Below are 15,441 nucleotides of genomic sequence, written 5' to 3' on the forward strand. Positions count from 1 at the left end.
ATCAATGCCGACAGGCATACGGGTTTGCATAGATTCTCCTTAACAGCACAGGGAAACCGCCATGACCATCCTTATGGATGCGTGCTCGGGGCACAGGATACCGTCCGGTCTTGAAGGCGGGAGTTAAGTTGCCGGGGATGAATCTACGAAGCAGGCTTTATGCCCAGGGGGCGCCCCCATCTCACCAGCAACTTCCCGATGATCAGTCGGGGATCATCATACCCGGAGGAGAATGATCGGGATATAAGGGGCGCCATTGATGCCGGCCTGGCATCGCGTAAATTCAGATGTCGGTCTGGTGAAAAGTGCAGCATGAAAGGGTGGCGGGAGAAGGATTATTCGCCGCAAGCGGCTCACCCTGCGGGCCGCGCTGACGCGCGTTGTCTCACTGCGTTCGACCCGAACCTTCGGTCGAAGCTTCTCATCCTTCTCCAGGTGTTATTAACTGGCTTTATTGACTGGCTGGAAGAAGAGTGCAGCATGAGATGGTGGCGGGAGAAGGATTCGAACCTTCGAAGTCGATGACGGCAGATTTACAGTCTGCTCCCTTTGGCCGCTCGGGAATCCCGCCAGGGATATGAAGCTCAGAAGATTCAGGCACAGAATGGATTCAGATGGTGGCGGGAGAAGGATTCGAACCTTCGAAGTCGATGACGGCAGATTTACAGTCTGCTCCCTTTGGCCGCTCGGGAATCCCGCCACTGGCCTGAATCTTTATGCCTGAAAGCGGGGCGCATCATACCAAATGCGTTCAGTCTGTAAAGCGCCCGCAGTAAAAAACTCAATCGTTTGCCCACTTTTTACGCGTGGCGCTGAAGAGTTGCGCAAATCAGCGCCGCAGTGGTTAAAGAATGATCGTGCGGTTGCCGTAAACAAACACGCGCTGGCCCAGCACTTTATACAGCGCGCGGCTTAGTACATTCTTTTCCACGTCGCGTCCGGCACGCATCATCTCTTCAGCGGTATAGCTGTGATCGACGTTAATCACGTCCTGCATGATGATCGGGCCTTCATCCAGGTTGTCGTTCACGTAGTGCGCGGTGGCACCGATGATCTTCACGCCGCGCTCATAGGCCTGATGATAAGGACGGGCGCCAATAAAGGCTGGCAGGAACGAGTGGTGAATATTGATGATCTGGTTGGGATAACGCTGCACAAACGCCGGCGTCAGCACGCGCATGTATTTCGCCAGCACCACGTAATCCGGCTGATAGCGATCGATCTCATCCGCCATGCGGTTATCGTGCTCTTCGCGCGTCAGGCCTTCATGGCTGACCAGCACGAACGGGATGTCAAAACGCTCGACCAGCGAACGCAGCGTTTCATGGTTACCAATAACGGCGGCGATTTCCATGTCCAGACCACCAAAGGCACTCTTCATCAGCAGATCGCCCAGGCAATGCGCCTCTTTGGTGACCAGAATCACCACGCGGCGACGTCCGGCGCTGTGCAGCTCACGTACCGAACCGGTCGGCAGCGCGCTGTCGAGGTCAGCCAGCAGCGTGTTGTCGTTGAAAATGCCTTCCAGCTCTGTGCGCATGAAAAAGCGCCCGGTACGGTGATCGACGAACTCATTGTTCTGCACAATGTTCAGTTCGTGCTTGTAGCAAATGTTGGTGATCTTGGCGATCAGACCTTTGGCATCGGGGCAAATGGTCCGTAAAACTTTTCGTTGCATGGTTTGCGCTTGCATCTCGATCAGAGTCCTGTCAAAGCGATGAATGGTGAAGCTGTTGGGCATCTGTCCAGATTAGCCACAACATTTTTTGTATTTTTTATCGGAGCCACAAGGACAGCGATCGTTACGCCCTAACTCCGGCGTTGTTCCGTCGACATAGTACCAGCGTTGATCCTCGCGAAGAAAGCGTGAACATTCATACAGGCTGCAGGTACGGCCTTTTTCGAGATAACGCGCAAAAAAAGTGACGAAGGCTTCATTCTCATGGCTTCCGTGATTACAACGGGTTACATTCAGGCCAAGCCATTCTGTGGTGGCGAAACTTTCGGATAATAGCGTCTCCAGTCCGGCCACGCGCTGGCTGGGATGCCAGGTTTCTACCAGCCAGGCGGCGTTTTGCTTAACGTAAGCGCTGTAACGCGAGCGCATTAACTGTTCAGCGCGCTGTGGCGTTTGTTGCCCGTTCAGAAAGGGCTGACAACATAGGCTATACTGCTCTCCGCTGCAGCAGGGGCACTTTTCGGACACATCATCTCCTGAGAGTGATTAAAGTTAATGAAAGTGTGCGCTATGTTAGCCGACTGGCCAGCGTGAAGCTACGCATCAGGTTGATCACGAGGTGAGATGAGAAAAGTCAGGATTGGGCTGGCCCTGGGATCGGGCGCTGCCAAAGGCTGGGCGCATATTGGTGTCATCAACGCGCTGGAGCGCGCCGGTATTGAGGTGGATGTCGTCGCCGGCTGTTCCGTCGGCGCACTGGTGGGTTCTGCCTACGTCAACGGCCGTCTGGCGTTGATGGAGAAGTGGGTCAGCGCATTTCGCTACTGGGATGTTATCCGTCTGATGGACCTCTCATGGCAGCGTGGCGGCCTGCTGCGCGGCGACCGGGTGTTTAGCCATATCCGTCAGCTGATCCCTAACGAGCTTATCGAAGACGCGGATAAGCGCTTTGGCGTGGTGGCAACCAACCTCAGCACCGGACGCGAGCTGTGGCTGACCGAAGGGGATTTGCACCAGGCGGTGCGTGCATCGTGTAGTATGCCAGGCTTATTGCCTCCGGTTGGCTACAATGGTTATTGGCTGGTGGATGGTGCGGTGGTCAATCCGGTGCCGATTTCGCTAACCCGCGCGCTGGGCGCTGACATTGTGATTGCCGTTGACCTGCAACATGATGCGCACTTGATGCAGCAGGATCTGCTGTCGGTCACGCCGCAGAGCGGTGAAGAGGCGGCAGCGGCAGAAGCACTGAGCTGGGGCAAAAAACTGCGCCAGCGTCTGATGGGGTTGACCCATCGGCGCGCCAGCCAGTCTCCAGGCGCGATGGAAATTATGTCAACGTCAATCCAGGTATTGGAAAATCGCCTGAAACGTAACCGTATGGCAGGCGATCCGCCGGATGTGCTGATTCAGCCTTTTTGTCCGCAGATTTCAACGCTGGACTTTCATCGGGCTGAAGAGGCCATTGCGGCAGGCAAGGCCGCCGTGGAGAAAAAAATGGATGAACTATTACCGCTGGTCCGTAGCAGATAATCAGTTGTTCATTCACGGGGGTTGTGACTTCAGCCAATTCTGAAAGGCGCAACGGCGTTTTATGAACCACTATTGAAATATCTGGTACGCAGGGGGAGAGAATGGAAAAACCGCTAATCGGCAAAAAGATACTCATTGTCGAAGATGAGGTCGTTTTCCGTTCATTGCTGGACACATTGTTAACTGGCCTCGGAGCCAGCACGTTCGAAGCGGGCGATGGACTCGACGGCCTGAATTTACTCGCCGCGCAGTCGGTGGACCTGGTCATTTGCGATCTGGAAATGCCGCGCATGGGCGGTATTGAGTTTGTCGAGCGAATTCGTACACGCGGTAATAGCGTGCCCATCCTGATCATCTCCGCCACGCAGAACATGGCCGACATTGCCCACGTGCTGCGCCTTGGCGTGCAGGACGTGCTGCTCAAGCCGCTAAAAAACCTGGAACGTTTCCGTGAAGCGGTGTTTGAGTGCCTCTATCCTTCGATGTTCACCTCGAAAGTGGAAGAAGATGAACAGCTGTTTCAGGACTGGGATGCCCTGGTGCGCGATCCGCTCGCTGCCGCCAAGCTGCTCAAACAACTGCAACCGCCAGTCCAGCAAACCATCGCCAGCTGCCGCATAAACTACCGTCAACTCACCATGGCGGAACAGCCGGGGCTGGTGCTGGATATTGCCGCGCTGTCGGACAAAGATCTGGCGTTTTATTGCCTGGACGTGACGCGTGCCGGCGACAACGGCGTGCTGGCTGCATTATTGCTCAGAGCACTGTTTAACGGTTTATTGCAGGAGCAACTGTCCGGGCAAAAGCAGCGTCTGCCGGAACTCAATGGTCTGCTACGCCAGGTGAATATGCTGTTGCGTCAGGCCAACCTGAACGGTCAGTTCCCGCTGCTGGTGGGCTACTACCATCGTCAGTTGAAAAATCTGATTCTGGTTTCAGCCGGCCTGAATGCCACACTGCACATCAATACTCAGCAAATCCAGCTCAGTAACGGCGTGCCGCTTGGCACTATGGGCAGCACCCATCTTAATCAAATCAGCCAGCGCGCCGATGCCTGGCAATGTCACGTCTGGGGAGCCGGCGGCCGGCTTCGCCTGATGTTATCGTCCGAAGAATAGCCACTCAGATTTATATTTTCCGCGGGTTAAAGACAGGGCCAAAGCTTAGCTTTACACTTGGGTAATAGTCTTAAATTCCGCGGATTAACTCCATCCAGGATAAATCCGTCTGACACTAACTGATATACTCATTTCGTTTTTAAACCGACATATCAAGTATTAACTTGAACGGCCTATTAAGAGAGGTATTTGATGTCTGCCTATAAGTCTAAAGTAAAAAAAGCGGTAATCCCGGTTGCAGGTCTGGGTACGCGTATGCTGCCTGCCACCAAAGCTATTCCAAAAGAGATGTTACCGCTGGTCGATAAGCCGTTGATCCAGTATGTCGTGAACGAGTGTATTGCTGCGGGTATTAATGAGATCGTGCTGGTTACGCACTCCTCTAAAAACTCCATCGAAAACCATTTTGATACCAGTTTCGAACTGGAAGCGATGCTGGAAAAACGCGTGAAGCGTCAGCTGCTGGATGAAATCCAGTCCATCTGCCCGCCACACGTCACCATCATGCAGGTACGTCAGGGTATCGCCAAGGGCCTCGGCCACGCCGTGATGTGTGCTCATCCGCTGGTCGGTGATGAGCCAGTCGCGGTGATTCTGCCAGACGTGATTATTGATGAGTACGAATCTAACCCAACCAAAGATAACCTGGCAGAAATGCTGACGCGCTTCGAAGAGAGCGGTCGCAGCCAGATCATGGTTGAGCCAGTTGCCGATGTCACCGCTTACGGCGTGGTTGACTGCCAGGGCGCAGAGCTGGCACCGGGCCAGAGCGCACCGATGGTGGGCGTGGTTGAGAAGCCAAAAGCCTCGGAAGCGCCATCTAACCTGGCGGTAGTCGGTCGTTACGTGCTGTCTGCGGACATCTGGCCTCTGCTGGCGAAGACCCCTCCGGGTGCCGGCGGCGAAGTGCAGCTGACCGACTCCATCGCCATGCTGATGGAAAAAGAGACCGTAGAAGCTTACCACCTGACCGGCGTGAGCCACGACTGCGGTAACAAACTGGGTTATATGCAAGCTTTTGTTGAGTATGGCGTGCGTCATCCGGTGCTGGGCAAAGATTTCGCTCAGTGGCTCGACGGCGTTGCAGGCAACAAAAAGTAATTCATTAAGCACAGGATAATTCAATGAAAGTCACTGTATTTGGTATCGGCTATGTCGGTCTGGTTCAGGCTGCGGTGTTGGCCGAAGTCGGACATGACGTTCTCTGTATTGATGTCGACGAAAAGAAAGTCGAAAACCTGAAAAAGGGCATCATCCCAATTTTTGAACCGGGCCTGACGCCGCTGGTTATGTCGAACTATGAAGCGGGGCGCCTGAAATTCAGCACCAACGCAGAAGAGGGCGTAAACCATGGCGTAATGCAGTTTATTGCTGTGGGCACGCCGCCGGATGAGGATGGCTCTGCCGACCTGAAATATGTGACTGCGGTTGCGCGTACTATCGCGCAGCACATGAACGATCACAAAGTCGTCATCGACAAATCTACCGTACCGGTAGGCACCGCTGACCGCGTGCGCGCGGTGATGAGCGAAACGCTGAAGCAGCGTGATGCCAATATCGCGTTCGATGTGGTCTCCAACCCGGAGTTCCTGAAAGAGGGCGCCGCAGTTAACGATTGCATGCGTCCGGAACGTATCGTGGTGGGCACCGACAATGATGAAGTGGTCGAACTGCTGCGTGAACTGTACGAGCCGTTTAACCGTAATCACGATCGCATGATTCTGATGGATATTCGCAGTGCAGAGCTGACCAAATATGCAGCTAACTGCATGCTGGCGACCAAAATCAGCTTCATGAACGAGATTTCCAACCTTGCGGAACGCCTGGGTGCTGACGTGGAAAAAGTACGTCAGGGCATCGGTTCTGATTCACGCATCGGTTATCACTTTATTTATCCGGGCTGTGGTTACGGCGGTTCCTGCTTCCCGAAAGACGTGCAGGCGCTGATTCGCACTGCAGAGTCAATCGGCTACACCCCGCGCCTGTTGCAGGCGGTAGAAGACGTCAACGATTCGCAGAAGAACAAGCTGCCGACGTTTATCAAACGTCACTTTGGCGACGATCTGCGTGGCAAGACGTTTGCGCTGTGGGGGCTGGCGTTCAAACCGAACACCGACGACATGCGTGAAGCCTCAAGCCGCGTGCTGATGGAAGCACTGTGGCAGGCGGGCGCAACGGTGCAGGCGTTTGATCCGGAAGCGATGGAAGAAGCTCAGCGCATCTACGGCCATCGTGACGATCTGAAGCTGTGCGGCACTAAAGAAGCTGCGCTGCAGGGCGCTGATGGTCTGGTGATCTGCACCGAGTGGCAGAACTTCCGTGCTCCGGATTTCGACGTGATTAAATCCTCGTTAAAACAACCCGTGATTTTTGATGGTCGTAACCTGTATGATCCGGAGCGTATCAGCAAACGCGGTTTCGTTTATTATGCAATCGGCCGCGGAGCGTCTATTCAAATTGTGTAATAAATGAGGGATGTATGAATTTTCTGGTCACCGGCGCGGCAGGATTTATTGGTTTTCACGTTAGTCAGCGTTTGCTGGCTGCCGGTCACCAGGTTGTTGGTATCGATAACCTGAATGATTACTACGATGTCAGCCTGAAACAGGCGCGCCTCGACCAGATTACCGCACATCCCGCGTTTACTTTTCTTAAAATGGACCTGGCAGATCGCCAGGCCATTTCTTCCCTGTTTGAACAGCATGCTTTTGCGCGTGTGATCCATTTAGGTGCACAGGCGGGTGTTCGCTATTCCATCGAGAATCCGCACGCCTACGCTGATGCCAACCTGATTGGTCACTTAAATATTCTGGAAGGTTGCCGTCATCATAAGATTGGCCACCTGCTGTATGCTTCATCGAGTTCGGTTTATGGCCTGAACCGTAAAATGCCGTTCTCCACGGATGATTCCGTTGATCATCCGGTATCACTTTATGCTGCGACGAAAAAAGCCAACGAATTAATGTCGCATACCTATTCACATCTTTACCAATTACCTACCACCGGATTGCGCTTCTTTACCGTTTATGGTCCGTGGGGCCGTCCGGATATGGCGCTGTTTAAGTTCACCCGCGCGATGCTGGCCGGTGACGCGATTGATGTGTATAACCGCGGCCAGATGACACGTGACTTTACCTATATTGATGATATTGCCGAAGCGATTGTGCGTTTGCAGGACGTGATTCCGCAGGCAGATGAAAACTGGACGGTGGAAAACGGCTCGCCTGCCACCAGTTCGGCGCCGTATCGCGTGTACAATATTGGCAATAGTCAGCCTACCAGCCTGATGACTTACATTGAGTCGCTGGAAAAAGCGCTGGGGATTGAGGCGAAGAAAAATATGCTGCCGATGCAGCCCGGCGATGTATTAGGCACCAGTGCAGACACCCAGCCGCTGTATGACGCGATAAATTTCCGCCCGCAGACCAGCGTAGAGCAGGGCGTGCAGCGTTTTGTTGACTGGTACCGCGACTTCTATCAGCAATAAGTCGCGATAAAAAAAGGAAGCCAGCGGCTTCCTTTTTTCTTACCCGGTGTAAAACAGAGCACAGCGCCAGGGCTGGCATGGTGCGAAGCACTGGTTCCTTACAGCAGGAAATCGTCCAGTTGTTTACCTTGTTCTTCAATCGCTTTTTTAATCACGGCTGGCGTACGTCCCTGGCCGGTCCAGGTACGGTTCTCACCGTTCTCGTCGACGTAACCATACTTCGCCGGACGTGCCGCACGTTTGGCTTTACCTGGCGCTTTGGTTTCCGCTAATGCCTGCAGCAGTTCGTTTGGATCAATACCGTCTGCCATCAGCATTTCACGATATTGTTCCAGCTTACGGCTGCGCTCGGCATTTTCCGCCTGGGCGAGAGATTCTTCTTCACGACGTTCATTCACCACAACCTCAAGTTTTTCCAGCATCTCTTCCAGTGTTTCCAGAGAGCATTCCCGAGCCTGCGCGCGCAATGTACGGATATTATTAAGAATTTTAAGTGCTTCGCTCATTGTCCTAATCTCAAAATATAATAAATGGAGTTGTTCTGCCGCCTCATAATAGTGGCGGTGAAAAATAACTGCAATAGCCAGATTAAAAAGCAAAACGTAAAGTTAATGTTGTTAAGCTTTTTAAGGCGCTATTTATTATTCTTTTTATAGATTTGATAGCACAGGTTTTGCAGGGATAAATACCACTGTGCGCCTTTCGCCCGCGCATCAGCGCTAATAATGCTGAATAAAATTGCTGCATGATCACGGCTTTGACATAACGTGCGAAATGTTGATAAGGATGCTGCTGATCTATGACGATGGCGTTAATTTGAGCAGTTGATAAAAATAATGCATCGCAACAGTGCAGCAGCTTTATGATAGACTCACGCGCAACAGTTTCGGGCAGTGACAAGAGACATTTTATGGCGCAACTCTATTTTTATTACTCAGCGATGAACGCGGGAAAATCCACCGCACTGCTGCAGTCTTCCTACAATTACCACGAGCGCGGTATGCGTACGCTGGTGTATACCGCGGAAATTGACGACCGCTTCGGCGCCGGAAAAGTCAGCTCGCGTATTGGTCTTTCGTCTCCGGCTTTTTTATATAACGCGCAGACCAACCTGGAAAGTGAAATAGCGGAACAGCACGCGAAGCAGACGGTTCACTGTGTACTGGTGGATGAGAGCCAGTTTCTGACGCGGGAGCAGGTGAAAGGCCTGTCGGACGTGGTAGATAATCTGGATATACCGGTGCTGTGTTATGGTCTGCGTACCGACTTTCGCGGTGAGTTATTTACCGGCAGTCAGTATTTACTGGCCTGGGCCGATAAGCTGGTGGAATTGAAAACCGTGTGTCACTGTGGACGCAAAGCCAGCATGGTGTTACGGCTGGATGCGCAGGGTAAACCGTTCAGCGAAGGGGAGCAGGTGGTGATCGGTGGTAATGAGCGCTATATCTCTGTGTGCCGCAAGCACTATAAACAGGCGATTAATGACGGCTCGCTAAACGCCATTTACGGTTCACAACTGCCTCACGCCTGAATAGCCGCAGCATAAAAAAACCCGCCGCAGCGGGTTTTTTTGTATCAGGCCAATCAGGCCTTCTTGGTTTTCTTCTCACTCTTTACGGCTTTAGCTTCACCCTCAGCGGCAACACTGTTATCTGCTTCTGAGAACTCACGGCCATAGAAAGTAGCCAGCATGATTTGTTTCAGTTCGGCAATCAGCGGATAGCGTGGGTTAGCGCCGGTACACTGGTCATCAAACGCATCATCCGCCAGCTTGTCGACTTTCGCCAGGAAGTCAGCTTCCTGCACGCCCGCTTCACGGATAGAAGTTGGGATACCCAGCTGAGTTTTCATCTCTTCCAGCCATGCCAGCAGTTTTTCAATTTTCTGCGCGGTACGGTCACCAGCCGCGCTCAGACCGAGATGGTCAGCAATCTCAGCATAGCGGCGGCGTGCCTGCGGACGGTCGTACTGGCTGAAGGCAGTCTGCTTGGTTGGATTGTCATTCGCGTTGTAGCGAATCACGTTACAAATCAGCAGGGCGTTAGCCAGACCGTGTGGAATGTGGAACTCAGAGCCCAGTTTATGCGCCATGGAGTGACACACGCCGAGGAAGGCGTTGGCGAAAGCGATACCGGCAATGGTCGCCGCATTGTGAACACGCTCACGCGCCACAGGATTTTTCGCGCCGTCACGGTAGCTGGCAGGCAGATTCTCTTTCAGCAGCTTCAGTGCCTGCAGCGCCTGACCGTCAGAGTATTCGTTGGCCAGTACCGATACATAGGCTTCCAGCGCATGGGTGACGGCATCCAGACCCCCAAAGGCGCACAGCGAACGCGGCATCTCCATTACCAGGTTGGCATCGACAATCGCCATATCCGGCGTCAGGGCATAGTCTGCCAGTGGATATTTCTGGCCGGTGGCATCGTCGGTTACTACCGCAAACGGGGTAACTTCTGAACCGGTACCGGAAGTGGTGGTGATGGCCACCATGCGCGCCTTGACACCCATTTTCGGGAACTTGTAGATACGTTTACGGATGTCCATAAAGCGCAGCGCCAGTTCTTCAAAGTGGGTTTCCGGATGCTCGTACATCACCCACATAATCTTGGCCGCATCCATCGGTGAACCCCCGCCCAGGGCGATGATTACGTCAGGTTTGAAGCTGTTCATCTGCTCGGCACCTTTACGCACGATGCTCAGCGTTGGGTCTGCTTCTACTTCAAAGAACACTTCGGTTTCGATTCCGTGTGATTTCAGCACGCGGGTGACCTGGTCAGCATAACCGTTGTTGAACAGGAAGCGGTCGGTGACGATAAAGGCGCGTTTTGCACCGTCAGTCGCCACTTCTTCCAGCGCAATTGGCAGAGAACCGCGGCGGAAGTAGATAGACTTCGGAAGTTTATGCCACAACATATTTTCAGCTCGCTTGGCCACGGTTTTCTTGTTGATCAGGTGTTTTGGACCCACGTTTTCAGAGATAGAGTTACCACCCCATGAACCGCAGCCCAGCGTGAGTGAAGGGGCCAGCTTGAAGTTATACAGGTCACCGATCCCGCCCTGTGAAGCCGGGGTGTTGATCAGGATGCGCGCGGTTTTCATTTTGTCGCCGAAGAAGTTTACGCGCTCGCGCTGGTTGTCCTGGTCGGTATAAAGACAGGAGGTGTGGCCGATACCGCCCATTGCCACCAGTTTTTCTGCTTTATCCACCGCATCGTAATAATCTTTCGCGCGGTACATGGCCAGCGTTGGCGAGAGCTTCTCATGGGCGAATGGCTCAGACTCATCCACCAGTTTCACTTCACCAATCAGAATTTTGGTGCTTACCGGCACGCTAATCCCTGCCAGTTCAGCAATTTTGTAAGCCGGCTGACCGACAATCGCCGCGTTCAGCGCGCCATTTTTCAGGATGATATCCTGCACCGCTTTCAGCTCTTTGCCCTGCAGCAGGTAGCCACCGTGGCTGGCGAAGCGCTCGCGCACGGCATCATAGACAGAGTCCACGACAATCACTGACTGTTCAGACGCGCAAATCACGCCGTTGTCGAAGGTTTTTGACATCAGGATCGAGGCAACCGCGCGTTTGATATCGGCCGTTTCGTCAATTACCACCGGGGTGTTACCTGCGCCCACACCAATCGCTGGTTTGCCGGAGCTGTAAGCCGCTTTCACCATGCCCGGACCACCGGTGGCGAGAATCAGGTTGATATCCGGGTGATGCATCAGCTGGTTAGAGAGCTCAACCGATGGCGCATCAATCCAGCCAATAATGTCTTTTGGCGCGCCGGCCGCGATAGCAGCCTGCAGTACGATGTCAGCCGCTTTGTTGGTGGCATCTTTGGCACGTGGATGAGGAGAGAAGATGATACCGTTACGGGTTTTCAGGCTAATCAGGGCCTTGAAGATGGCGGTAGAGGTCGGGTTGGTGGTGGGCACGATGCCACAAATCAGGCCAATCGGCTCAGCGATGGTGATGGTGCCAAAGGTATCATCGGTGTCCAGCACGCCACAGGTTTTTTCGTCTTTGTAAGCGTTATAGATATATTCGGAAGCGAAGTGGTTTTTGATGACTTTATCTTCAACGATACCCATGCCGGATTCGGCAACGGCCATTTTGGCGAGAGGGATACGGGCATCGGCAGCGGCGAGGGCGGCCGCACGGAAAATGGTATCAACTTGTTCCTGACTAAAATTGGCGTATTCGCGCTGTGCCTTTTTAACACGTTCTACCAGTGCGTTAAGCTCGGCAACATTAGTAACGGCCATAATACTCTCCTAAGGAAGTTAAACTTTTTTAGTAAACAAGCCTGAATCCAGAAGTATAGTCTCGTTACGCTTATGGATAGCTAAGGATGGCGATGCCCGTGCCGTTGCTTACTAAAAAGGTTTTTCCGCCAGGATGACCTGTGTCACAGGGTTGAGTTCCGATGGGCTAAGATTACCCCTGATGGGGTAGGCGATTTATGATGCAGATCAATTTAACTATCAGCTGACACCTTTCAGCGCTCACTTTTGCAAGTAAAGTTAGCGTCGACAGCTACAGAAGCCGATCTGACCCGCTGCAGGCCGATAACATCGCGCTAACAGTAGCGGAATAAACTGGGATAGTGCTTTAAGTGCAGCATTTATTTCTGCGTTAGCCTCTGGTGTTTCGCCAGGCTTTTGCACTACATTAAGCGCGATTTTTTTCGCCATCACCTGGAGCCCACCGTGACCCCTGCGCTACTCGATCTTTCTGGCTACATTAAATTTTTTGTGGGTTTGTTCGCGCTGGTTAACCCGGTCGGCATTATTCCGGTATTTATCAGCATGACCAGCTACCAGGCGGTGGCGGAGCGCAATAAAACTAACCTGACCGCGAACCTGGCGGTGGCGATTATCCTCTGGACCTCGCTATTCCTTGGCGACGGTATCCTGCATCTGTTTGGTATCTCGATTGACTCTTTCCGCATCGCCGGTGGCATTCTGGTGGTCACCATCGCCATGTCGATGATTAGCGGCAAGCTGGGTGAAGACAAACAGAACAAGCAGGAGAAGTCAGAAACGGCGATTCGTGAAAGCATCGGCGTGGTGCCGCTGGCGCTGCCGCTGATGGCAGGGCCGGGCGCGATCAGCTCGACCATTGTCTGGAGCTCGCGTTATCACAGCTGGCCAAATCTGCTGGGCTTTACCCTGGCGATTGCGATATTTGCCTTCTGCTGCTGGTTATTGTTCCGGGCCGCACCGCTGATGGTGCGCGTATTGGGACAAACCGGTATCAACGTCATTACGCGTATCATGGGGCTGCTGCTCATGGCGCTGGGCATTGAATTTGTCGTGACCGGAATGAAAGCCCTGTTTCCAGGATTACTGAATTAACGGCGGTTATTTTTTATCGCTAAGCGCTTTGTGAACCAGAATGGTGCAAATAAATGAAATATTGCACCAATATAGTGATTTTATTTGTCGCGCTTAATATCGGCCCGACCGCATCAGTTTTACTACTGGTGTTATCCCGCACACAGCCTGAGCCTCAAAATACTGTGATAATCGTCACAGTATATCCCGCTACTCTGTAAATCATCCGCAGTATCATTCTATAGCTTGCGCTGTAAATCCGAATAAATATCCGGGCTTCAGCATTAAAAGCAGCAATATTCGTAAATATTATAAAGTTAGTTGATTAACGAATAATTAACGTGCAAATCAGGCTGAAATTCATTGTTTATCAGTGGATTAATCGATAATTCTGCTCAAGAATTAACACTTTTCCTGTGCGCGGCAACGTGATAAAAGAGAATCAGCTAACATTTTTGTGGTTTAGCTTTGGCGTGCGGGCAACGCTTCTGATAATTTTCGGCTCACCGCAAAATTTTTTATCTGCTAGCAACAAATGTGTACGCTTCTTGCTTACTGCTATCAGGTTTATGTTGAAGGTTGATATTGGTTGATGAAAAGCATGGTAGCGAAAACGGCAGCGCGCACGTTTCTGGCGCTTTGCCTCTCCAGTGCGCTGGCGCAAAGTCAGGCCGCTGAGATCCCAGCCGGGACGTCATTAGCGGATACGCAACGCATCGTTATTAACAATGGCAGCGAAGTGTCCTCGCTTGATCCACAAAAAGTCGAGGGCGTGCCGGAATCCAATGTGATTCGCAATCTGCTGGAAGGACTGGTTGAGACCGACAACAACGGTCAACTGGTGCCCGGCGTGGCGCAGCAGTGGCAAAATCAGCAGGGCCGCATCTGGACGTTCACGCTGCGTAAAGACGCCCGCTGGAGCAATGGTGAGCCGGTCACCGCGCAGGATTTTGTCTACAGCTGGCAGCGTCTGGCCGATCCGCGCACCGCCTCGCCGTACGCCAGCTATTTGCAGGCTGCGCACATCAGCAACATTGATGCCATCCTCGCCGGTAAAGCGGCGCCTTCCCAGCTGGGCGTGAAAGCGCTGGACGACCATCATTTGCAGGTTACGCTCTCTGAACCGGTCCCGTATTTTGTTGATATGCTGGCTCATACTTCGATGAAACCGGTGTATCGTCCGGCGGTAGAGCAGTGGGGCGATGCCTGGACACAGCCGCAACACTACGTGGGGAATGGCGCTTACACGCTGGCGGACTGGGTGGTGAATGAGCAGATCGTGGTGAAGCGTAATCCGCACTACTGGGACAATGCCCATACCACGCTGGACGAAGGCGTGTTTCTGGCGCTCACCTCTGAGAATAGCGATATAAACCGCTATCGCAGTGGCGGCACCGACATGACCAACAGCGTGGTGCCGCCCGATATGTTCAAAAAACTGCAGCAGGCGCTGGGAGATGAAGTAAGAGTCAGCCCGCTACTGTGCACCTTCTATTACGAAATCAATAACAAGAAAGCGCCGTTTGACGACGTCCGCGTACGCAGCGCGCTGAAGTTAACGCTCGACCGCGACATCATCGCGCAGAAAATTATGGGGCAGGGACAGATCCCGGCCTACGGCCTGACGCCGCCCTTTATTCACGGTATTGCTCTCAATAAGCCAGCGTGGGCGCAGCAGACGCAGGCGCAACGTAACGCGGCAGCGAAGCAGCTGCTGGCGGAAGCTGGCTTCAATGCCCAGCATCCGCTGCGTTTTACTCTGCTGTATAACACCTCAGAACAGAACAAGCGTCAGGCGATTGCGGCTGCCTCGATGTGGCAAAAGAATCTCGGTGCGCAGGTCACGCTGCAAAATCAGGAGTGGAAAACGCTACTGGAGACACGTCATCAGGCACAGTTTGATGTGGTGCGCGCCACCTGGTGTGCGGATTACAACGAGCCATCCAGCTTCCTCAATCTGCTGCTGAGTGGCTCCTCCATCAACACCGCGTTTTATCACAGCGCCGCATTTGATGCGCTGATGACGCAAACGCTCAACACCGCGGATGACGCGCAGCGCGCGCAACTCTATCAGCAGGCGGAACAGCAGCTGGATCGGGATTCAGCGATCATCCCGGTTTACTACCGCGTTAGCGTGCGGCTGGTGAAGCCGTGGGTGGGCGGTTTCAGCGGCAGAGATCCGCAGGATATGCTGGCGCTGAAATACTATTACATAAAGAAACATTGAGTAATGTGACGATCCGGCGCTACAGTCGGGCGTCACGTTGCCGTGGTAACCCTGCAGGGTGGTAGTG

The 15,441-nt window shown here is 53.1% G+C and carries 13 protein-coding genes, 2 tRNA genes and 1 other RNA gene; 8 read left to right on the forward strand and 8 right to left on the reverse strand.

Annotated features, from left to right (window positions below):
- Positions 1–318: 318 nt before the first annotated feature.
- The 5 genes from ERD80_RS14345 to ERD80_RS14365 form a co-directional block, all read right to left on the reverse strand.
- Positions 319–446: non-coding RNA, RtT sRNA (locus ERD80_RS14345), on the reverse strand.
- 40 nt (positions 447–486) lie between these two features.
- Positions 487–571, reverse strand: a tRNA-Tyr gene (locus ERD80_RS14350).
- 44 nt (positions 572–615) lie between these two features.
- Positions 616–700, reverse strand: a tRNA-Tyr gene (locus ERD80_RS14355).
- Between the two features lie 144 nt (positions 701–844).
- Positions 845–1,693 carry a formyltetrahydrofolate deformylase gene (gene purU, locus ERD80_RS14360; RefSeq protein ID WP_031280214.1) on the reverse strand — a complete coding sequence of 283 codons (849 nt, stop codon included), beginning with the start codon at positions 1,691–1,693 and terminating at the stop codon, positions 845–847.
- Positions 1,694–1,750: 57 nt separating this feature from the next.
- The gene (locus ERD80_RS14365) at positions 1,751–2,206 is read right to left on the reverse strand and encodes a YchJ family protein (RefSeq protein ID WP_040679954.1); all 456 of its coding nucleotides are present in this window, start codon (positions 2,204–2,206) and stop codon (positions 1,751–1,753) included.
- 96 nt (positions 2,207–2,302) lie between these two features.
- Here ERD80_RS14365 and rssA point away from each other — a divergent pair, with 96 nt between their 5' ends.
- From rssA to ERD80_RS14390, 5 genes are all read left to right on the forward strand, one after another.
- Complete coding sequence (gene rssA, locus ERD80_RS14370; protein WP_021510074.1) at positions 2,303–3,208, forward strand: patatin-like phospholipase RssA; 906 nt, start codon at positions 2,303–2,305, stop codon at positions 3,206–3,208.
- Between the two features lie 101 nt (positions 3,209–3,309).
- Positions 3,310–4,326, forward strand: coding sequence for a two-component system response regulator RssB (rssB, locus tag ERD80_RS14375; RefSeq protein ID WP_021510075.1), 1,017 nt, complete (start codon positions 3,310–3,312; stop codon positions 4,324–4,326).
- A gap of 192 nt (positions 4,327–4,518) precedes the next feature.
- Positions 4,519–5,427 (forward strand): UTP--glucose-1-phosphate uridylyltransferase GalU, encoded by a 909-nt coding sequence (galU, locus tag ERD80_RS14380; protein ID WP_021510076.1) that lies wholly within the window; start codon positions 4,519–4,521, stop codon positions 5,425–5,427.
- 23 nt (positions 5,428–5,450) lie between these two features.
- Positions 5,451–6,791 (forward strand): UDP-glucose/GDP-mannose dehydrogenase family protein, encoded by a 1,341-nt coding sequence (locus ERD80_RS14385; protein ID WP_021510077.1) that lies wholly within the window; start codon positions 5,451–5,453, stop codon positions 6,789–6,791.
- Positions 6,792–6,805: 14 nt separating this feature from the next.
- Entirely contained in the window at positions 6,806–7,813 is a 1,008-nt protein-coding gene (locus ERD80_RS14390; RefSeq protein ID WP_058757710.1) for an NAD-dependent epimerase, read from the forward strand.
- 98 nt (positions 7,814–7,911) lie between these two features.
- Here ERD80_RS14390 and hns read toward each other — a convergent pair whose 3' ends face one another.
- A complete protein-coding gene (hns, locus tag ERD80_RS14395; protein ID WP_031280215.1) occupies positions 7,912–8,319 on the reverse strand; it encodes a histone-like nucleoid-structuring protein H-NS in 408 nt (135 codons plus the stop codon).
- 82 nt (positions 8,320–8,401) lie between these two features.
- Positions 8,402–8,713, reverse strand: a complete 312-nt coding sequence (locus tag ERD80_RS14400; protein ID WP_132462431.1) for a hypothetical protein — start codon at positions 8,711–8,713, stop codon at positions 8,402–8,404.
- Positions 8,714–8,723: 10 nt separating this feature from the next.
- On the opposite strand from ERD80_RS14400, the gene tdk reads away from it, so the two are divergent.
- A complete protein-coding gene (gene tdk, locus ERD80_RS14405) occupies positions 8,724–9,344 on the forward strand; it encodes a thymidine kinase (protein WP_021510080.1) in 621 nt (206 codons plus the stop codon).
- Positions 9,345–9,397: 53 nt separating this feature from the next.
- Here the strand turns inward: tdk and adhE are convergent, their stop codons facing one another.
- Entirely contained in the window at positions 9,398–12,076 is a 2,679-nt protein-coding gene (gene adhE, locus ERD80_RS14410; protein ID WP_021510081.1) for a bifunctional acetaldehyde-CoA/alcohol dehydrogenase, read from the reverse strand.
- Positions 12,077–12,520: 444 nt separating this feature from the next.
- Here adhE and ERD80_RS14415 point away from each other — a divergent pair, with 444 nt between their 5' ends.
- Entirely contained in the window at positions 12,521–13,168 is a 648-nt protein-coding gene (locus ERD80_RS14415) for a YchE family NAAT transporter (RefSeq protein WP_031280216.1), read from the forward strand.
- Between the two features lie 571 nt (positions 13,169–13,739).
- Positions 13,740–15,374, forward strand: coding sequence for an ABC transporter substrate-binding protein (locus ERD80_RS14420; protein WP_136547354.1), 1,635 nt, complete (start codon positions 13,740–13,742; stop codon positions 15,372–15,374).
- The last annotated feature ends 67 nt before the right edge of the window (positions 15,375–15,441 follow it).

The organism is Pantoea sp. R102 (assembly GCF_004916815.1).
GTDB classification, from domain to species: Bacteria; Pseudomonadota; Gammaproteobacteria; order Enterobacterales; family Enterobacteriaceae; genus Pantoea; species Pantoea dispersa.